The sequence below is a fragment of the Roseateles sp. DB2 genome (assembly GCF_051857535.1).
Classification (GTDB): Bacteria; Pseudomonadota; Gammaproteobacteria; order Burkholderiales; family Burkholderiaceae_C; genus Roseateles_B.
Genome location: NZ_JBPZGY010000003.1, coordinates 262,977 through 282,570, shown reverse-complemented (window position 1 = coordinate 282,570; position 19,594 = coordinate 262,977). Strand labels below are relative to the sequence as shown.

Genomic DNA, 19,594 nt, shown 5'->3' with positions numbered 1-19,594 from the left:
CGCGGTGATTCCACCCGGCTTTATCCAGGACCTGCTCGCACGCGTCGACATCGTCGACATCGTGGGCCGCCACGTCGAGCTCAAGAAGGCAGGCATCAACCACAAGGGCCTGTGCCCTTTCCACGGGGAGAAGTCTCCCAGCTTCATCGTCAGCCCCAGCCGCCAGACTTACCACTGCTTCGGCTGCGGCGTGCACGGCAACGCCATCGGCTTCCTGATGGAGCATACCGGCGCAGGCTTCATCGAGGCCGTCGAGGACCTCGCCCAGCAGGTGGGCATGCAAGTGCCACAGGACGAGCGCAGCCCTGCAGAGATCCAGCGCGCCCAGGCGCAGAAGGCTCACCAGCTGAGCCTCACCGATGTGCTGGCCAAGGCGACGGAGCACTACCGAAAGCAGCTCAAGGGCAACGCCAGAGCTGTCGACTACCTCAAGCGGCGCGGCCTGACAGGCACCATCGCCGCTCATTTCGGCCTGGGCTATGCCCCCGACGGCTGGCGTGCCCTGGCCAGCGCCTTCCCCGCTTATGACGACCCGCTGCTGGTCGAATCCGGCCTGGTGATCCTCCAGGACGATCCGGGCAAGAGCGCCGAGGAGCAGCGCCGCTACGACCGCTTCCGCGACCGGATCATGTTCCCCATCCGCAGCGTTCAGGGGGAGGTCATCGGCTTTGGAGGCCGGGTGCTGGACAAGGGCGAGCCCAAGTACCTCAACTCACCCGAGACGCCGGTATTCAGCAAGGGGCGCGAACTCTACGGCCTCTACGAGGGCCGCACGGGCCTGCGCCAGCGAGGCTACGCCCTGGTGGTCGAGGGCTATATGGACGTGGTGGCCCTTGCCCAGCACGGCTTCAACAATGCCGTGGCCACGCTGGGCACGGCCTGCACGGCGGACCATGTCCACAAGCTGTTCCGCTTCACCGAGTCCGTGATCTTCAGCTTCGATGGCGATGCCGCGGGACGCCGCGCCGCTGGCCGCGCGCTGGAGGCCGCCCTGCCCCACGCCACAGACACTCGCAGCATCAAGTTCCTCTTCCTGCCCAGCGAGCATGACCCCGATTCCTATGTTCGCGAACTGGGCAGCGAGGCCTTCGAGCGCTGCGTGGAGCGCGCCATCCCGCTGTCACGCCAGTTGGTCGACCACTGCGGCGACGGCCTGGACCTGGGCAGCGCCGAAGGCCGCGCCCGCTTGCTGGCCAACGCCAAGCCGCTGTGGCAGCAGCTCCCCCAAGGCCTGCTCAAGCGCCAACTGCTGGGCGAGCTGGCCCGCATGGCGCAACTGCCGGACCAGGAGCTGATGGACCTGTGGCAGGCCACGGAAGGCCGTCGCCCGGCCGCCCGGCAAGAGCGCCGCAGCAGCCCAGCCTCCGACGACGCACCTTGGGACGGCCCCCCGCCTGACCTGGATGAGCTGGCCTATGTCCAGTCCGGCCAGGGCGAGTTGCCTGATGCAGGCGCAGCGCCTGCCGGCAGCCCGCCCGCCCGCAAGGCCAGCGGTGGCGAGAAGAAGCCCTGGCGCTCGGATCGCAAGGACTGGAAGGAATGGAAGAAGCGCGAGCAGGACGAAACCTACGGCCTGCCCCGCCACCAGCCCGCCTCGCCGCGCGACCACGCCCTGCGCATGCTGCTGCTGCACTGCGCCTGGTGGGAGTTGCTGAGCGACCAGGACCACCAGTTGCTGCATGAGCTGCCGGGCGAGCATGGCGAGGTGGTGGCCTGGCTGGAGCGCTATCTGGTCAACCATGGGCCAGGCCCCTGGTCCGTGCTCCAGGCGGCCCTGGAAGAGGACGGCCTGCTGGAGCTGGCGCAGCGCGCCAGCGGCGGTCGCCTGCATGCCAGCGACGACGAACTGCAGCTGGAGGACTTCCAGCGCCTGCTGCGCAAGCTGTGGATCTCGCGGCTGGAGGAGGAGTCCCGCCAGCTGAGTGCCGGCCCAGTGACGCCGTCAGTGCTGGAGCAACTGCGAAGCCTGCGCCAGCGCATCCAGGAACTCAAGGCGGACTGATCTGCCGCGGGCGGGCAAAGTGCCGCCCCGGGCTGCCGCGGGCGGGCAAAGTGCCGCCCCGGGCAAGTCCTCAGGGCCCTCTCTTTGAAAAGCACCCGTTCTTGATGGATAATTAAGGGTTTTCGCGCGTCAAGAGTGACGGCAGCGCCTCCCGGACCCGGCCACCCACTGACCCTGGGCACCAAATGAAGGTATCAAGGCCACCTTTATCCGCTTGAGGGCTGCACTCTCCAACGTACACGCTAGCCTTGTACGCGCAAAGCCCTGGCACTCGCCTTGAATGGCTGGCTCACGCCACCATCTGGGTAGAACCGGGGCCCATGTTTGTGCCGCCTGGGCGGCGCCTGACAGCAGGCGCTCGCAGGTGGCCGCTTGCATTGCGCACCCACTCCACTCGAGGAACTGCATGACCGCCAAGAAGACCGCGTCCAAGGCAACCGCCCCCAAGGCCGAGGAACTGGCCGAAGACACCAAGAAGCCTGCGCGCAAGAGCGCCAAGGCAGCGGCTGCGCCTGCGGCCGCCAGCGCTGGTGATGAAGCCAAGCCCAAGCGGGGTCGCAAGCCCAAGGCAGCCACCGAGACCAAGAAGGGTGCCAAGGCCAAGCCCGAGGCCGAGGAAGAGGACTTCTCCGACATCGAGGCCGAGCTCGAAGGCGAACCCGAGGGCGAGATCAGTGCCGAAGTCGAGGTCGAGGACAGCGTCGAGGACAAGCCCAAGGCCAAGCCCCTGCGCATGAAGGTCAGCCGCGCCAAGGAGCGCGCCCTGATGCGTGAGTTCGGCCTGGACGAGACCGCGCTGACCGAAGAGGAAGTCGCCAAGCGCCGCCAGGAGCTGAAGACCCTGATCAAGATGGGCAAGACCCGTGGTTTCCTGACGCATCAGGAAATCAACGATCACCTGCCCGAGAAGCTGATCAACGAGGAAATCCTCGAGGCCATCGTGTCCATGCTGAACGACATGGGCATCGCGGTCTACGAGCAGGCGCCTGACGCCGCCACCCTGCTGATCCAGGGCAGCACCTCGCCCACAGCCACCGAGGAAGAAGCCGAGGAAGCTGCGGAAGCCGCGCTGTCCACCGTGGACTCCGAATTCGGCCGCACGACCGACCCGGTGCGCATGTACATGCGCGAGATGGGCACCGTCGAGCTGCTGACCCGTGAGGGCGAGATCGAAATCGCCAAGCGCATCGAAGGCGGCCTGCAGGCCATGATGCTGGCCATCTCCGCCTCGCCGACGACCATCGCAGAGATCCTCTCCATGGCCGCCAAGATCCGCGCCGGCGAGCAGCAGATCTCCGAGGTGGTCGACGGCTTCGTGGCCGAGGACGAGGCCGACGACTACGTGGCCGAGGAAGACTTCGACGAGTTCGACGAAGACGATGACGACGACGGCAACGGCGGCTCCAAGGCCCTGACCAAGAAGCTGGAAGAGCTGAAGAACGCCGCCCTGGTCAAGTTCGACGCCCTGGACAGCAACTTCGAGAAGATGCGCAAGGCCTTCGAGAAGGACGGCTACCGCTCCGCCGCCTATGACAAGGCCCAGCACGCCATCAGCGCCGAGCTGATGACCATCCGCTTCACCGTCAAGACCATCGAGCGCCTGTGCGACATCCTGCGCTCACAGGTGGACGATGTGCGTCGCTATGAGCGCGAGCTGCGCAAGATCGTGGTGGACAAGTGCGGCATGTCGCAGGAGCACTTCATCAAGACCTTCCCGCCCAACGCACTGAACCTGCAGTGGGCCGAGAAGGAAGTCGCCGCCGCCAAGCCCTACTCCGCCGTGCTGGGCCGCAACCTGCCCGCCGTGCAGGAGCTGCAGCAGAAGCTCATCGACATCCAGGCCAAGGCCGTCGTGCCGCTGGACGATCTCAAGGAGATCAACAAGCGCATGAACGAGGGCGAGAAGGCCTCGCGGGACGCCAAGAAGGAGATGATCGAGGCCAACCTGCGCCTGGTGATCTCCATCGCGAAGAAGTACACCAACCGCGGCCTGCAGTTCCTGGACCTGATCCAGGAAGGCAATATCGGCCTGATGAAGGCGGTGGACAAGTTCGAGTACCGCCGCGGCTACAAGTTCTCGACCTACGCCACCTGGTGGATCCGCCAGGCCATCACGCGCTCGATCGCCGACCAGGCCCGCACCATCCGCATCCCGGTTCACATGATCGAGACGATCAACAAGATGAACCGCATCTCGCGTCAGCACCTGCAGGAGTTCGGCTACGAGCCGGACGCCCCGACCCTGGCCGAGAAGATGGAGATCCCCGAGGACAAGATCCGCAAGATCATGAAGATCGCCAAGGAGCCGATCTCCATGGAAACGCCGATCGGGGACGACGACGACAGCCACCTGGGCGACTTCATCGAGGACACCAACAACACCGCGCCCATCGAGGCCGCCATGCAGGCCGGCCTGCGTGACGTGGTGAAGGACATCCTTGACAGCCTGACCCCGCGCGAGGCCAAGGTGCTGCGCATGCGCTTCGGCATCGAGATGAGCACGGACCACACGCTGGAGGAAGTCGGCAAGCAGTTCGACGTCACCCGTGAGCGGATCCGTCAGATCGAGGCCAAGGCCATCCGCAAGCTGAAGCATCCGAGCCGCAGTGACAAGCTGCGCACGTACCTGGACAACCTGTAAAGCTTGGCCAGGGACGTGTCTTGCGGCGCCTGGGCGCCGCAAGATGCCGCGCAGCGGCAACCGCAGTTTGCGCCATGGCTCGCGCCAGCGAGGCATGGCACAAACCAGTGGCAGCACTGCCGCTCTGCCAGATGCCTCGCAGCGGCAACCGCAGCTCGCGCCAGCAAGACATGACCCCCACCAAGCCGATGCCCCGCGCATCGGCTTTTCTTTTTGCAACAAGGCGTCACCCCACCCCGCCCGGCCCCAGGGGGCGCCTGAAGATGGGTGACCCAGGCTGGCGTTATCGCCAATCAGAGGCCTCCGCCACGCCGCTACACTGCGACTTCTGTCACGCAGTATCGACACCCCTCACCCATGACCCAGATCAGCGAACGCATCGTCCTGTTTGCCGACTTGCGCGGCAGCACGGCCTTGTTCGAGACCCTGGGCAATGCCGAGGCCACGTCGGTGGTCACCCACGCGGTCAACCTCGTGGGGCGCGCCGTCGGGGACTGCAACGGCAAGCTGATCAAGACCCTGGGCGATGGTCTCATGGCGGCCTTCAGCGACGCCAGCGACGGTATCAAGGCCGCGGTGCAGATGCATGAAGCCCTTCAGCGCATCGTCTCACGCGGGCAGCAGCACGGCGCCTCGCCGGGCCTGCGCAGCCTGAAGCTCCAGGTGGCGCTGGCCCGTGGCGAGGTGGTAGAGATGAACGGCGACTGCTTCGGCGACGCCGTCAACGTGGCGGCCCGTCTGCTGGACCATGCCGGAGACAACGAGACCCTGATCACCAAGGAGGTGCTGCAGGGCCTGACCGTCACGCAGCGCCTGCGCTTCCGCAGCCTGGACCTGATCGCCGTACGCGGCCGGGCCGAGCCCGTACACGTCTACGTGCTGGACAACTACGCCTATAGCAGCGAGCCAGCCGCCGCCACGCAGTTCGGTGATCCCATGCCCACCGTCGACCCCGATGGCATCCGCCTGGTCTGGCTGGACCTGGACCGCATCTTTGACATCGGCAGCATGCCGGTGATCCTGGGCCGCAGCACGCAGGCCACCTACTGCATCACCGATGTACGCGTCTCGCGCTCGCATGCGCGCATCGACTGGCACGGCGGCAGCTTCTCGCTGACCGACCTCAGCTACAACGGCACCTTCGTTCGCTTCGGCCGGGACAGCGAGATCGTCTCCCTGCGCCGCGGCTCCTGCACCCTGCACGGCAGCGGCGTGATCGGCCTGGGCGGCACGCCCTCCGATCTCTCGGCGCCAACCGTCCGCTTCGAGGTGCTGCACTTCGCCGACACCGAGCCCCGCACCATCGGCCAACCCCACGGCCGCAGCTGAGCCCGGCCTGCGGGACAATCCTGGCATGAGCTTCAAGACAGAACCGGGCTACCGCCATGGCAGCCCCCTGAAGACCGGCGTACTGCTGTGCAATCTGGGCACGCCGGAAGCCCCCACCGCCCCGGCCCTGCGCCGCTACCTCGCGGAATTCCTCAGTGACCCGCGCGTGGTGGAGATTCCCCGCCTCGTCTGGCTGGTGATCCTGCACGGCATCATCCTGCGTGTGCGCCCGGCCAAGTCCGCCGCCAAGTACGCCACGGTCTGGACCCAGGAAGGCTCGCCGCTGAAGGTCTGGACCGAACGCCAGGCCAAGCTGCTGCAAGGCCTGCTGGGCGAGCGCGGCCACCGGCTGCAGGTGCGCCACGCGATGCGCTACGGACACCCCTCCATCGCCAGCCAGCTGGACGCGCTCAAGGCCGAAGGCGTAACGCGCGTTCTGGTCCTGCCAGCCTATCCGCAGTACTCCGGCGCCACCACCGGCAGCGTGATCGACGCCGTGGCCCGCTGGGCCCTGCAGACCCGCCATGTGCCCGAGCTGCGCTTCATCAACCGCTACCATGACGATCCCGCCCACATCCGCGCGCTCGCCGACAGCGTGCGCCGCCACTGGGCCACGCGCGGCCAGGGCGACAAGCTCGTCATGAGCTTCCACGGCATGCCCGAGCGCACCCTGCACCTGGGCGACCCCTACCACTGCGAATGCCACAAGACCGGCCGCCTGCTGGCCGAGGCCCTGGGCCTGCGCCAGGACCAGTACCTGGTGAGCTTCCAGAGCCGTTTCGGCAAGGCCAAGTGGCTGGAGCCCTACACCGAACCCACCCTGCGCCAGTTGGCGGCGGGCGGACTCAGATCGGTGGACCTGGTCTGCCCAGGCTTCAGCGCCGACTGCCTGGAAACGCTGGAAGAGATCGCCCAGGAGGCCAAGGAGGCCTTCGAGACCTCCGGCGGCCAGCGCTTCAGTTACATCCCCTGCCTCAACGATGACCTGCAAGGCATGCGCGCCCTGGCAGACCTGGCCGAACGCCATCTTCAGGGCTGGCCAACGCGCGAGGCAGCCGATCCGGCCTCCTTGGACGCCCAGGCCCAGCGCGCCCGCGCCCTGGGGGCCGCCGCGTGAAGGCCCTGCCCCTTGCCGCGGACGTGCGCCTGGACAAATGGCTCTGGGCCGCCCGCTTCTACAAGACGCGCGCCCTGGCTGTCGAGGAAATCAGCAAGGGCCGGGTGAGCGTCAACGGCCAGCCGGCCAAGCCTTCGCGCGAACTCAAGCCGGGGGATGTGCTCCAGCTACGCCAGGGTGTGGTGGAGCGGGAGGTCGTCGTGCGGGCCCTGTCCAGCGTGCGCGGCCCGGCCCCACAGGCGCAGACGCTTTACGAGGAAACCGCCGAGAGCCTGCTCAAACGCGAGCAGGCGGCCGAAAGCCGCCGTCTGGCGCCGGAGCCGGCGTCCACCATCGTCCAGGGCCGCCCGACCAAGCAGGACCGCCGCCGCCTGGCCGACTGGAACCGCTGGAGCGCCGAGGCCGAACCCGACTGAGCCTCCCTTCGCGAGAATCAAGGGTTTTCCCTTCAGAAAAATTGTCCAATTCCCCTCTTGAACTGCAGGGCATCGCCCTCAGCTAGCCCGCGTCGCCCCGTTTCATGGCTGGACCATGATCTGCCGGGGCTCATTTACGCCCACCATCCATGAGCACCGAGAACCACACCCCCGACACCGCCGCCGAAGCCGCCACCTCCGCGCCAGAGCAGAGCCCGGAGCAAAAGCTGGCCGATCTGGAGGCCCGCCTGGCCGAGATGTCCGACGCCTACCTGCGCGCCAAGGCCGAGGTGGAGAACATCCGCCGCCGCTCGGACGAGGACATGTCCAAGGCCCGCAAGTTCGCCGTGGAAGGCTTTGCCGAGGCCATGCTGCCTGTGATGGACAGCATGGAAGCCGCCATCGCCCGTCCGGATGCCCGCGTCGAGCAGGTCCTGGAAGGCGTGCACGCCACGCGCCGCCAGTTGGCTGCGGCCCTGGAGCGCAACAAGGTGCTGGAGATCAATCCGGCCACTGGCAGCAAGTTCGATCCGCACCAGCACCAGGCCATCTCCGTGGTGCCTGCGGACCAGGAGGCCAACACCGTCGTCGCGGTCCTGCAGAAGGGCTATTCCATCGCCGAGCGTGTGTTGCGTCCGGCCCTGGTGACGGTCGCCGCCCCCAAGTAATTCACGGTACGCGGCCCTTGAAAGACCGCGACCCAACCGCATTTCGTCCTTAACGAAACCAGATTCAGGATCAGGAGAAAAATCATGGGAAAGATCATCGGTATTGACCTGGGCACCACGAACTCGTGCGTGGCCGTCATGGAAGGCAACACGACGCGCGTGATCGAGAACGCCGAAGGCGCTCGCACCACCCCGTCCATCATTGCCTATCAGGAAGACGGCGAGATCCTGGTCGGCGCTTCCGCCAAGCGCCAGTCGGTCACCAACCCCAAGAACACCCTGTACGCGGTGAAGCGCCTGATCGGCCGCAAGTTCACCGAGAAGGAAGTGCAGAAGGACATCGACCTGATGCCCTACACCATCGCGCCCGCCGACAACGGCGACGCCTGGGTGGAAGTGCGCGGCAAGAAGTTCGCGCCCCCGCAGGTCTCGGCCGAAGTGCTGCGCAAGATGAAGAAGACGGCCGAGGACTACCTCGGCGAGGAAGTGACGGAAGCCGTGATCACGGTGCCGGCCTACTTCAACGACGCCCAGCGCCAGGCCACCAAGGACGCCGGCCGCATCGCCGGCCTGGACGTCAAGCGCATCATCAACGAGCCCACCGCCGCGGCCCTGGCCTTCGGTCTGGACAAGCACGGCAAGGGCGACCGCAAGATCGCCGTCTATGACCTGGGCGGCGGCACCTTCGACATCTCCATCATCGAGATCGCCGATGTCGACGGCGAGATGCAGTTCGAGGTGCTGTCGACCAACGGCGACACCTTCCTGGGCGGCGAAGACTTCGACCAGCGCATCATTGACTACATCATTGCCGAGTTCAAGAAGGAACAGGGCGTCGACCTGACCAAGGACGTGCTGGCCCTGCAGCGCCTGAAGGAAGCCGCCGAGAAGGCCAAGATCGAGCTGTCGAACTCCTCGCAGACCGACGTCAACCTGCCCTACATCACGGCCGATGCCTCGGGCCCCAAGCACCTGAACATCAAGCTGACCCGCGCCAAGCTGGAGTCCCTGGTGGAGGAGCTGATCGAGCGCACCATCGCCCCCTGCCGTACCGCCATCAAGGATGCCGGCGTGGCCGTGGGCGAGATCGACGATGTGATCCTGGTCGGTGGCATGACCCGCATGCCCAAGGTGCAGGACAAGGTCAAGGAGTTCTTCGGCAAGGACCCGCGCAAGGACGTGAATCCCGATGAGGCCGTGGCCGTCGGTGCCGCCATCCAGGGCCAGGTCCTGGGCGGCGAGCGCAAGGACGTGCTGCTGCTGGACGTCACCCCGCTGTCCCTGGGCATCGAGACCCTGGGCGGCGTGATGACCAAGATGATCAAGAAGAACACGACCATCCCGACCAAGTTCAGCCAGACCTTCTCGACCGCTGAAGACAATCAGCCGGCCGTGACCATCAAGGTCTACCAGGGCGAGCGCGAGATGGCGCAGGCCAACAAGAGCCTGGGCGAGTTCAATCTGGAAGGCATCCCGCCCGCCATGCGCGGCACGCCCCAGATCGAGGTGACCTTCGACATCGACGCCAACGGCATCCTGCACGTCAGCGCCAAGGACAAGGGCACGGGCAAGGAGAACAAGATCACCATCAAGGCGAATTCGGGCCTCTCCGAGGCCGAGATCGAGAAGATGGTGAAGGACGCCGAGGCCAATGCCGCCGAGGACAAGAAGAAGGTCGAGCTGGTCCAGGCCAAGAACCAGGGTGACGGCTTGGTGCACTCGGTGCGCAAGTCCCTCGGCGAGCACGGCGACAAGCTGGAAGCCGGCGAGAAGGACAAGATCGAAGCCGCCATCAAGGAGCTGGAAGAGGCCCTGAAGGGTGACGACAAGGCCGCCATCGACGCCAAGTCCGAAGCCCTGATGACCGCCAGCCAGAAGCTCGGCGAGAAGATGTACGCCGACGCCCAGGCCCAGCAGGCCGCGGGTGCCGCCGAGGCAGGCGCCCAGGCCCAGCAGCAGGCTTCCGCCAAGCCGGCCGATGACAACGTCGTCGACGCCGAGTTCAAGGAAGTCAAGGACAGCAAGTAATCCGACGGCCACCCCCGCAGGCGCCACAGCCCGCGGGGTGTGCTGACCCGCCGCGCCAAAGCCTGGGCTCACCCCTTGGCCCCCGGCGCGGCGCAATTGTTTGAGAAGCCAGGATCCGCCCATGGCAAAGCGTGACTATTACGAAGTCCTCGGCGTCGCCAAGAACGCCAGCGAAGAGGACATCAAGAAGGCCTACCGCAAGCTGGCCATGAAGTACCACCCGGACCGCAACCAGGGTGAAGGCGCCGCTGCGGCCGAGGAGAAGTTCAAGGAGGCCAAGGAGGCCTACGAGATGCTCTCCGACGCCCAGAAGCGCGCTGCCTACGACCAATACGGCCATGCCGGCGTGGACCCGAACGCTGGCGGCTTCCGGGGCGGCCCGGGCGCTGAGGGCTTCGGAGGCTTTGCCGAGGCATTCGGCGACATCTTCGGCGACATCTTCGGCGGTGCCGGCGGCCGTCGCGGCGGCGGTGGCCAGCAGGTCTATCGCGGTAGCGATCTGTCCTATGCCATGGAGATTACGCTGGAGGAAGCCGCCCGCGGCAAGGAAACCCAGATCCGCATCCCGGCCTGGGAGTCCTGCGAGACCTGCAATGGCAGCGGGGCCAAGCCAGGCACCTCGGCCAAGACCTGCGGCTCGTGTGGCGGCTCAGGCACGGTGCACATGCGCCAGGGCTTCTTCAGCGTGCAGCAGACCTGCCCGCACTGCCATGGCAGCGGCAAGATCATTCCCGACCCCTGCACCAGCTGCAACGGCCAAGGCAAGATCAAAAAGACCAAGACGCTGGAGGTCAAGATCCCTGCCGGCATCAACGAAGGCATGCGCATCCGATCGGCGGGCAATGGCGAGCCTGGTGTGAATGGCGGCCCAGCGGGCGACCTCTACATCGAAATCCGCATCAAGCAGCACGAGATCTTCGAGCGCGACGGCGACGATCTGCACTGCACCATGCCCGTGGGCATGACCACGGCGGCGCTGGGCGGCACCATCGAGGTCCCGACGCTGGGCGGCAAGGCCGAGATCGACCTGCCCGAAGGCTCCCAGCACGGCAAGACCTTCCGCCTGCGCGGCAAGGGCATCAAGGGCGTGCGTTCCAGCTATCCGGGTGACCTCTACTGCCACATCAGTGTGGAGACCCCGGTCAAACTCACCGAGCACCAGCGCAAGCTGCTCAAGGAACTCGACAAGAGCTTCAGGGACGGCGGCGAACGCCACTCGCCCAACGCCAAGAGCTGGACGGACCGGGTCAAGGATCTGTTCAAGTAAGCCCCTGACGCGCCTGCCACCGTGCGCATGGAGCCCCTCGCGGGGCTCTATTTCATTGCATCGTGGTAATTTGGCCGCAGCCTTGCGGGATATTGAGCATCAAGTCACGCATGAATTGGTCGAAGATCGCCAGAAGAGTTCAGGATTGAATCGCCCCATGGTGGGACGCCGCCATTGACCCATGCAGATGCTCGACAAGGACATCCAGGACGCCAGCGCCCTGGTCATCGACAGCAACGCCACCTCGCGCAGCCTGATGGCGGCGCAGTTGCGTGAGCTGGGCGTAGGCACGGTGCGCCAGGCCACGCGGGTCAAGGACGCCCGCATCATCCTGGAGCACAAGGCCTACGACATCGTCCTGTGCGATTACCACTTCGACGGCTCCGACATGTCCGGCCAGGACCTGCTGGACGAGTTGCGCCGCGAGAACCTGCTGCCCTACTCCACCGTCTTTGTGATGGTGACCGGTGAGGCCACCTACGCCAAGGTGGCCGAGGCCGCCGAGGCCGCGCTGGATGCCTACCTGATCAAGCCCTACACCAGCGCCTCGCTGGCGGACCGGCTGAGCAATGCGCGCTACCGCAAGCGCGTGCTCAAGGACATCTTCGAGGCCATCGAGCAGCAGAACTTCGAGCTAGCGGCCCAGCTGTGCCTGAAGCGCTTCGAGGAGCGCGCCCAGTTCTGGCTCTATGCCGCGCGCATAGGCGCCGAGTTGCTGCTGCGCCTCAACCGTCTGGAAGACGCCCGCAAGCTCTACGACGCCATCATCGAGGCCAAGACCGTACCCTGGGCCCGCCTGGGCGTGGCCCGCACCGAGCTCGCTTCGGGCAATCTGGTCGCGGCCAAGCGTACGCTGGAGGCCCTGATCGGTGACATGCCCGACCACGCCGACTCCTACGACGTCATGGGCCGCGTGCAGATGGAACAGGGCGAGATCACCGATGCCTTGCGCACCTACCGCACCGCCGCCAACCTGACACCGGGCTGCCTGCTGCGCCAGCAGCGGGCGGGCACGCTGGCCTTCTATGCGGGCGAGCGCGACGAGGCACTCAAGCAGTTGGAGCGGGCCATGATCCAGGGCCTGCGCTCCAAGCTCTTCGATATGTTCACCCTGGTCCTGATCGCGCTGATGCGTTTCGACCAGCGCGACGGCAAGAACCTCAAGCTGGTGCATGAGGCCATGCTGCGCGAGATCGAGCGAGCGCCCAAGGCCACGCGCCTGCAACGCTTCGGCACGCTGATCCAGGGCCTGCGCCTGCTTTACGAGCGGCGGGTGGCCGACGCCCTGCAGCTGGCTCGCGACATGAGCCGGGAGCTGGACAGCGAGGCCTTCGACCTGGAAGCCGCGAGCCTGCTGCTCGCGTTCTGGATCCGCTTCTCGGGCCAGGAGATCCAGCTGGAGGAGATCAAGGACCTGATCACCCGGATCGGCCTGCGCTACTGCACCTCCAAGGCGAGCACTGAGGTGCTGATTGCCATGTGCGAGAAGCAGGAGATGGCCATGACGGAGCTGCGCGAATGCCATGCACGGATCTTCGGCATCGCCGAGACAGCCATGCGGCACACCATGCGAGGCAACGCCCGCACGGGCGTGGAACTGCTCATCCAGCAGGGCGCGGAGACCCGCAATGCCAAGCTGATCGACATGGCCCAGGCCGTGCTCAAGAGGCATGCCGAGAAGATCGAGGATGCCGAGAGCCTCAACACCCAGATCGAGGCCCTGCAAAAGCGTTTCGTGCTGCCCCTGGGCGTGACCATCTCCCGACGCAATGTCCGTCAGGCAGGCGGCCTGGCCCTGCGCGCCTGACGCGCCTCAGAAAGCGGCGGTCGGGCCGCGCGCTCCCCGCGCCTTCACCGGTCTGGGCCACAATGCCGGGCGTCTCCCGCCCAGGTCTCCTGCATGAAGCGTTCCGAATTCCAAGTCCCGGCCAGGCACTGGTCCCCCCTCGCCCTGAGCTGGCTCGCCGCCTTGTGGATGGGCCTGCTGGCCAACTGGCCGCTGTGGCAGCGCATGCTGCTCCTGCCCGAGCTGGAGGGTGCCAAGGGCTGGGGCTTCATCGCCTTGTTCGCAGGCATGGTCATCGCCTTGCACGGTGCGCTGCTGAGCCTGCTGGCCTGGCCGCGGCTCTTCAGGCCGGTGCTGGGGCTGTGCCTGCTCAGCGCGGCAGCGGCGGCGCACTTCATGGGCGCCTACGGCACCGTGATGGACCCGACCATGATGGTCAACGTCCTGCAAACCGACTTGAAGGAAACGCGTGACCTGCTGAGCCTGCGCCTGCTGCTCAGCCTGCTGCTGCTGGGCCTGCTGCCGGCGTTCTGGCTCTGGCGGCAGCCGGTGGCGCCGCAGTCCTGGCTGAAACGACTGGGGCTGAATCTCGCGGGTTTCATCGGCGGCCTGGCCCTGATGGTGGGGTTGGCCATGAGCAGCTATGCCGACCTGGCCTCGACCATGCGCAACTACCCCTCGCTGCGCTACATGATGAACCCTCTGGCACCTTTCTGGTCCCTCGGCGTGGTGGCGGTCGAGTCGGGCAAGGCACCGGACGGCCCGCCTGCAGTCGTCGCGGCCGATGCCCGCTGGCAGCCCGCCAATCCCCAAGGGCGGCCGCGCCTGCTGGTGCTGTTCGTCGGAGAGACGGCCCGGGCCGCCAACTTCTCGCTCAACGGCTATGAACGCCCGACCAACCCGCGCCTGTCCACCCTGGACGTCCTGAGCTTCCGCCAGGCCACCTCCTGCGGCACCAGCACCGCAGCCTCACTGCCCTGCATGTTCTCGCACCTGGGGCGCAGCGACTTCCTGGACCACGGCGCAGACCAGGAGAACCTGCTTGATGCCCTGCATCGCGCCGGCCTGGCCGTGCTGTGGCTGGACAACCAGAGCGGCTGCAAGGGCCTGTGCGATCGCGTCCCGCATGCCCATGCTGCCGAGGCAGCCGGCAAGATCCCGCTGCCCGCCGGCCTGTGTGCAGGTGGCGAATGCCTGGACATGGCCCTGCTGCACGACCTCGACACCCGCCTGCAGGCCCTGGACGCCAAGCGCCGTGAGCGCGGCGTGGTGCTGGTCCTGCATCCCATGGGCAGCCACGGGCCGGCCTACTTCAAGCGCTCGCCCGAAAGCCAGAAACCCTTCACCCCCGAGTGCCGCAGCAACGCCCTGCAGCAATGCCCGCGGGAGCAGGTCGTCAACGCCTACGACAACAGCATCGTCTATGCCGACACCGTGCTGGCCGAGACCATAGGCTGGCTGGAACGCCAGAAAGGCTTTGACGTGAGCCTGCTGTACGTTTCGGACCATGGCGAGTCCCTGGGCGAGAACAAGCTCTACCTGCACGGTGTGCCCTATGCCGTGGCGCCCAAGGAGCAGACCCAGGTACCCTGGATCGTCTGGCTACCCGAGGCCAGCGCACAGCGCTACGGCGTGGACAGGCGCTGCCTGCGCGAGCAGTTGGAGACCCCCATTTCCCACGACTGGCTGAGCCACACCGTGCTGGGCCTGGCCGAGGTGCACAGCGCCATCTACCGGCCGGAGTGGGACCTGATGCGCCGCTGCCGCCGAGCGCCATGAGCTCTGCAAGCCTGGCCGCGCAGGACCCGGGATCCGTGCCCTAGAAAAGCTCGCCTTGCGCAGCCGGCGGCGTTGTAGCCCGCAGTGAAGGCCGCATGAAGAGGGTCAGGTCCATGGGCGTGCGCTCCCTGTTCAGGCCCAGGCGCGCACAGGCCTTGCGCATGCGCTGCTGCAGCAACTCGGCCCACAAGCCCTCCCCTTGCATGCGGCTGCCGAAGCGCGGATCGTTGTCACGGCCACCACGCAAGTCGCGCACCCGGGCCATGACCCGCGCTGCGCGATCCGGGAAGTGCTGCTGCAGCCAGTCCTGGAACAGCGGATTCACCTCCCAGGGCAGGCGCAGCGGGATGCTGAAGGCGGCGCGGGCGCCTGCCTCGGCCGCTTGCTCCAGGATGCGTTCGAGCTCGGGCTCGTTGATGAAGGGGATCAGCGGCGACACGCTCACCCCCACCGGCACACCTGCGGCCGCCAGCGTGCGAAGCGCCTGCAGGCGTCGATGCGGCGCCGCCGCGCGGGGTTCCAGGATGCGGGCCAGGGCCGGATCCAGCGTGGTGATCGAGACATACACCGCCACCAGCCCCTGCGCCGCCATGGGCGCAATGAGGTCGAGGTCCCGCTCCACGCCCGCGGACTTGGTCACCAGCGAAAAGGGATGCCGATGCGCCGCGAGTACCTCGATGAGCTGCCGCGTGATGCCCAGCTTGCGTTCGATGGGCTGATAGGCGTCCGTGGCTGTGCCGATGCACAGCAGGCGCGGCTGGTAGCGCGGGCGGGACAGCTCGGCCTGCAGGCGCTCGGCGGCGTTGACCTTGGCCACCAGGCGGGTCTCGAAGTCCAGGCCGGGCGACAGATTCAGGTAGCTGTGGGTCGGGCGGGCGAAGCAGTAGATGCAGCCATGCTCGCAACCGCGGTAGGGGTTGATCGAGAGGTCAAAGACAATGTCCGGCGACTGATTGCTGCTCAGGATGCTCCGCACGCGCTCCTCGACCACCTGCGTCTCGGGCGGCAGCGTTTCCTCCTGCACCTGCTGTTCCAGGGTGCCCCAGCCATCGTCATAGGCCTCGCGCTGGTCCCGTTCGAAGCGATGGGCCAAGACCAAGGCACTTCCACGCCCCTTGATGGCATGCGGCCACGGCAGCGGCAGAGCCTCTTCGCGGTCAGCGAAAAGGTCGTCATCCTGGGGAGTTGGAGGCATTGTCATACTGTATATTTATACAGTAATTCCCTCGGTCACGCGAATGACCCGTCAGGCAGCGCAGCCACTGGCGCCAGCGGCACGGGCAGCAAAAAGCCCGGCGTCGCGCCTTGCGCTTCGCCGGGCCGGTCAGGCACCGTCAGCTGCTACCGATCAGTATTCGTCCCCCGCCGGACCCACATAGCCCGGGGCCAGGTTCTCGAACTTGGTGTGCATGCGCTGGAAGGCCAGCTTCACCGTGCCCACGGGGCCGTTACGCTGCTTGGCGATGATGATCTCGGCCACGCCCGGTTCCTTGCACTCTTCCTTGGTGTAGTACTCGTCGCGGTAGATGAACATGATGATGTCGGCATCCTGTTCGATGGCGCCCGATTCGCGCAGGTCGGACATCATGGGCCGCTTGTCCGGCCGAGTTTCCACGCTTCGGTTCAGCTGCGAGAGCGCGATCACCGGGCAGCGCAGTTCCTTGGCCAAGGCCTTGAGGCCGCGGGAGATCTCGCCCACCACGGTGGCGCGGTTCTCTTCGCTCGCGCCGCCATTGCCGCTCATCAGCTGGAGGTAGTCGATGATGATGAGCCCCAGCTGGCCGCACATGCGGGCCTGGCGGCGGGCGCGGGCCCGCACTTCGCTGGGAGAGAGGCCGGGGCTCTCGTCGATGAAGATGGAGGCCTTGCCGAGCTTGTCCACGGCCTCGGAGAGCCGGCTCCATTCGTCGTCGGCCAGGCGGCCGGTGCGCAGATGGCCCTGGTCGATGCGGCCGATGGAACCCACCATACGCAAGGCCAGCTGGGCGGCGCCCATTTCCATGGAGTAGATGACCACCGGCAGGCCTTCGTTGATCGCCACGTTCTCGCCAATATTGATGGCGAAGGCCGTCTTGCCCATGGAGGGGCGCGCTGCCAGGATGATCAGGTCGCCCGGCTGCAGGCCGGCCGTCATGCGGTCCAGGTCATAGAAGCCGGTGCGCACGCCGGTGACGTCTTCGGCGCCCTGTTCGGCCAGCTCGTTGACACGGTCGATCAGCTGCACCACCAGCTGGTCCATGGACTGGAAGCCCTGCTTGCTGCGCGAGCCTTCCTCGCCAATACGGAAGATCTTGCCTTCGGCCTCGTCCAGGATTTCCGTCACTGCGCGGCCCTGGGGCGCCAGGGCCGCGGTGGCGATTTCGTCGCTGGTCGTGACCAGCTTGCGCAGGATGGCGCGCTCCCGGACGATTTCCGCATAGCGACGCAGATTGGCGGCGCTGGGCACGCTCTGCGCCAGGTCATTGAGGTACTTGAGGCCGCCGCAATCGGCCGCCTTGCCCAGGGAGGTCAGCTCCTCGAAGACCGTCACCACGTCGGCCGGCTTGCCCGCGTTGATCAGCTTGCCCAGGGCGGCAAAGATCTGCTTGTGCTCGAAGCGGTAGAAGTCCGTCTCGGTGAGCAGATCACCGGCACGGTCCCAGGCGGAGTTGTCGATCAGCAGGCCGCCCAGCACGCTCTGCTCCGCCTCGACGGAATGCGGCGGCACGCGCAGGCGGGCCACTTCTTCGTCGCGAGGGGTACCAGGGGTCGGAGAAACGATGGCGTTCATGAAACTGCGTCGGTCGGTGGCACGCCCTGCCCGCCCCTCGGGCCGGCCAGCGGCGCGCGGGGCTGTGGACAAGTCTGTGCATGACATGGGGGCAGGCCTGTATAAGTGCCCGCCCCAGAAATGACAAAAGCCGACGGCCAGGGGCTGTCGGCTTTGCTGATTGTGCGCAGTACCGTGGGCACCGCGCAATCAGGATTTGGCGAAGGCTTACTCGGCCTCGGCCACCACCTGGACGGTGATTTCCACGACCACGTCGGTGTGGGCAGCGACGTTCACGGGGAACTCGCCCACAGCCTTCAGCGGGCCGTGAGGCATGCGCACCTGGGCCTTGACCACGGAGAAGCCACCCTTGTTCAGGGCTTCGGCGACGTCGGCGTTGGTCACGGAACCGAACAGACGGCCGTCCACGCCAGCCTTCTGGGCGATGCGGATGGTCTTGCCGGTCAGGCTTTCGCCCAGGGCTTGAGCAGCGGCCAGCTTCTCGGCGGCAGCCTTTTCCAGTTCAGCGCGCTTGGCTTCGAATTCCTTGATCGCGGCCTCGGTGGCACGACGTGCCTGGCGGGTCGGGATCAGGAAGTTGCGGGCGTAGCCGTCCTTGACCTTGACGATGTCACCCAGGTTGCCGAGGTTGGCCACCTTTTCAAGCAGGATCACTTGCATGGTGTCTTAACTCCTCAAACCTTGTGCTGGTCGCTGTAGGGCAGCAGAGCCAGGAAACGGGCGCGCTTGATGGCGACGGTCAGCTGACGCTGGAAGAAGGCGCGCGTGCCGGTCAGGCGAGCGGGCGTGATCTTGCCGTTTTCAGCGATGAAATCACGCAGCGTGTCCACGTCCTTGTAGTCGATCTGCTCGACACCGGCGACGGTGAAGCGGCAGAAACGCTTGCGGCGGAACAGCAGCGATTGTTGGTTGCGCTTGGGCTTGCGGTCCTTGGAGAACCGACCCTTACCACGTGCTGGGGGCATAGTGTGACCTCTTAACTTTTCAATCCGGATACGAATCAGGCGCTGCGAGCCTCATCCAGGGCGGTGACATGGAACAGGGTTCCACGGCCATTGCGCTGGGCACTGAGGAAGCCACTGAAGCGGGCTTGGCCTCCGATGCCGAGCGTCTGGATGCGCTTGACGATCTCTCCGATCACCACGGCCCGGATCTCCAGGGAGACCTTGCGGGGCCTTCCGGCTTCCTGCACCTCGGATTCGGCCTTGAGGCTGAAGTCCAGGGCTGGCATGCCAGCGGGGGTGTAGCGGATCAGACCGACTTCCTGTACCTGCGCGGTGAGCAATAGCTGATTCACTGCAGACGCGGGTACGGCTCGCGACAGAACCTGGGGCTTAGGCTTCCTGAGGAGCCTTGCGGGCTTCCTCGCGCTCGACCGCCTTCATCATGACGGAGGGAGCGGTCTCGGCCTTGCTCTTGACCACGGTCATGTGGCGCAGCACGGCGTCGTTGAAGCGGAAGCCGGTCTCGAGTTCAGCCAGGGTTTCCTTGCTGCATTCGATGTTCAGGCACAGGTAGTGCGCCTTGGCCAGCTTCTGGATCAGGTAAGCCAGCTGACGGCGGCCCCAATCTTCGACGCGGTGAACCACACCACCACCGGTGGTGATCAGGCCCTTGTAACGTTCCAGCATGGCCGGAACCTGTTCGCTTTGATCCGGATGGATCAGCAGAACGATCTCGTAGTGACGCATAAACACTCCTTGTGGATTCCAGCCGAGCTCTCGAGATGACAGCCTGGCTGAGGAAGCCGAACCCCAGCGTCTTCTCTGGGTCCGGCAAGGGAAAGCCCGC

16 protein-coding genes are annotated in these 19,594 nt (G+C 66.2%); 10 read left to right on the top strand and 6 right to left on the bottom strand.

The window, feature by feature from the left end; all coding sequences use genetic code 11:
* Positions 1-4 precede the first annotated feature (4 nt).
* The 10 genes from dnaG (at position 5) to ACS5PK_RS06255 (ending at position 15,033) form a co-directional block, all read left to right on the top strand.
* Positions 5-2,002, top strand: a complete 1,998-nt coding sequence (gene dnaG, locus ACS5PK_RS06300) for a DNA primase (RefSeq protein ID WP_439439384.1) — start codon at positions 5-7, stop codon at positions 2,000-2,002.
* Positions 2,003-2,408: 406 nt separating this feature from the next.
* Positions 2,409-4,643, top strand: a complete 2,235-nt coding sequence (rpoD, locus tag ACS5PK_RS06295) for an RNA polymerase sigma factor RpoD (protein WP_439439383.1) — start codon at positions 2,409-2,411, stop codon at positions 4,641-4,643.
* 357 nt (positions 4,644-5,000) lie between these two features.
* A complete protein-coding gene (locus tag ACS5PK_RS06290) occupies positions 5,001-5,972 on the top strand; it encodes an adenylate/guanylate cyclase domain-containing protein (protein WP_439439382.1) in 972 nt (323 codons plus the stop codon).
* 25 nt (positions 5,973-5,997) lie between these two features.
* Complete coding sequence (gene hemH, locus ACS5PK_RS06285; protein WP_439439381.1) at positions 5,998-7,089, top strand: ferrochelatase; 1,092 nt, start codon at positions 5,998-6,000, stop codon at positions 7,087-7,089.
* Between the two features lie 5 nt (positions 7,090-7,094).
* Complete coding sequence (locus ACS5PK_RS06280; RefSeq protein ID WP_439439595.1) at positions 7,095-7,505, top strand: RNA-binding S4 domain-containing protein; 411 nt, start codon at positions 7,095-7,097, stop codon at positions 7,503-7,505.
* 149 nt (positions 7,506-7,654) lie between these two features.
* Positions 7,655-8,173 (top strand): nucleotide exchange factor GrpE, encoded by a 519-nt coding sequence (gene grpE, locus ACS5PK_RS06275; protein WP_439439380.1) that lies wholly within the window; start codon positions 7,655-7,657, stop codon positions 8,171-8,173.
* 84 nt (positions 8,174-8,257) lie between these two features.
* Positions 8,258-10,201, top strand: a complete 1,944-nt coding sequence (dnaK, locus tag ACS5PK_RS06270) for a molecular chaperone DnaK (protein WP_439439379.1) — start codon at positions 8,258-8,260, stop codon at positions 10,199-10,201.
* 121 nt (positions 10,202-10,322) lie between these two features.
* Positions 10,323-11,468, top strand: coding sequence for a molecular chaperone DnaJ (dnaJ, locus tag ACS5PK_RS06265; protein WP_439439378.1), 1,146 nt, complete (start codon positions 10,323-10,325; stop codon positions 11,466-11,468).
* 181 nt (positions 11,469-11,649) lie between these two features.
* Positions 11,650-13,275, top strand: coding sequence for a response regulator (locus tag ACS5PK_RS06260; protein ID WP_439439377.1), 1,626 nt, complete (start codon positions 11,650-11,652; stop codon positions 13,273-13,275).
* Positions 13,276-13,368: 93 nt separating this feature from the next.
* Complete coding sequence (locus ACS5PK_RS06255; RefSeq protein WP_439439376.1) at positions 13,369-15,033, top strand: phosphoethanolamine transferase; 1,665 nt, start codon at positions 13,369-13,371, stop codon at positions 15,031-15,033.
* A 40-nt stretch (positions 15,034-15,073) separates the two neighbouring features.
* Here the strand turns inward: ACS5PK_RS06255 and ACS5PK_RS06250 are convergent, their stop codons facing one another.
* The 6 genes from ACS5PK_RS06250 to rpsF form a co-directional block, all read right to left on the bottom strand.
* A complete protein-coding gene (locus tag ACS5PK_RS06250; protein ID WP_439439375.1) occupies positions 15,074-16,234 on the bottom strand; it encodes a PA0069 family radical SAM protein in 1,161 nt (386 codons plus the stop codon).
* A 147-nt stretch (positions 16,235-16,381) separates the two neighbouring features.
* Complete coding sequence (gene dnaB, locus ACS5PK_RS06245) at positions 16,382-17,803, bottom strand: replicative DNA helicase (protein ID WP_183102709.1); 1,422 nt, start codon at positions 17,801-17,803, stop codon at positions 16,382-16,384.
* 207 nt (positions 17,804-18,010) lie between these two features.
* On the bottom strand, positions 18,011-18,463 hold the full coding sequence (gene rplI / locus ACS5PK_RS06240; RefSeq protein WP_439439374.1) for a 50S ribosomal protein L9: 453 nt from the start codon (positions 18,461-18,463) through the stop codon (positions 18,011-18,013).
* Between the two features lie 14 nt (positions 18,464-18,477).
* A complete protein-coding gene (rpsR, locus tag ACS5PK_RS06235) occupies positions 18,478-18,768 on the bottom strand; it encodes a 30S ribosomal protein S18 (RefSeq protein ID WP_183102707.1) in 291 nt (96 codons plus the stop codon).
* A 35-nt stretch (positions 18,769-18,803) separates the two neighbouring features.
* Entirely contained in the window at positions 18,804-19,100 is a 297-nt protein-coding gene (gene priB / locus ACS5PK_RS06230; RefSeq protein ID WP_183102706.1) for a primosomal replication protein N, read from the bottom strand.
* Between the two features lie 37 nt (positions 19,101-19,137).
* The gene (rpsF, locus tag ACS5PK_RS06225; RefSeq protein WP_183102705.1) at positions 19,138-19,494 is read right to left on the bottom strand and encodes a 30S ribosomal protein S6; all 357 of its coding nucleotides are present in this window, start codon (positions 19,492-19,494) and stop codon (positions 19,138-19,140) included.
* Positions 19,495-19,594 lie beyond the last annotated feature (100 nt).

Coding starts and splice junctions, on each gene's coding strand:
- ACS5PK_RS06250 (WP_439439375.1), bottom strand. CDS start 16,234: ATGACAATGCCTCCAACTCCCCAGGATGACGACCTTTTCGCTGACCGC.
- rpsR (WP_183102707.1), bottom strand. CDS start 18,768: ATGCCCCCAGCACGTGGTAAGGGTCGGTTCTCCAAGGACCGCAAGCCC.
- rpoD (WP_439439383.1), top strand. CDS start 2,409: ATGACCGCCAAGAAGACCGCGTCCAAGGCAACCGCCCCCAAGGCCGAG.
- ACS5PK_RS06260 (WP_439439377.1), top strand. CDS start 11,650: ATGCAGATGCTCGACAAGGACATCCAGGACGCCAGCGCCCTGGTCATC.
- dnaK (WP_439439379.1), top strand. CDS start 8,258: ATGGGAAAGATCATCGGTATTGACCTGGGCACCACGAACTCGTGCGTG.
- ACS5PK_RS06255 (WP_439439376.1), top strand. CDS start 13,369: ATGAAGCGTTCCGAATTCCAAGTCCCGGCCAGGCACTGGTCCCCCCTC.
- rpsF (WP_183102705.1), bottom strand. CDS start 19,494: ATGCGTCACTACGAGATCGTTCTGCTGATCCATCCGGATCAAAGCGAA.
- hemH (WP_439439381.1), top strand. CDS start 5,998: ATGAGCTTCAAGACAGAACCGGGCTACCGCCATGGCAGCCCCCTGAAG.
- ACS5PK_RS06290 (WP_439439382.1), top strand. CDS start 5,001: ATGACCCAGATCAGCGAACGCATCGTCCTGTTTGCCGACTTGCGCGGC.
- dnaJ (WP_439439378.1), top strand. CDS start 10,323: ATGGCAAAGCGTGACTATTACGAAGTCCTCGGCGTCGCCAAGAACGCC.
- grpE (WP_439439380.1), top strand. CDS start 7,655: ATGAGCACCGAGAACCACACCCCCGACACCGCCGCCGAAGCCGCCACC.
- dnaB (WP_183102709.1), bottom strand. CDS start 17,803: ATGAACGCCATCGTTTCTCCGACCCCTGGTACCCCTCGCGACGAAGAA.
- rplI (WP_439439374.1), bottom strand. CDS start 18,463: ATGCAAGTGATCCTGCTTGAAAAGGTGGCCAACCTCGGCAACCTGGGT.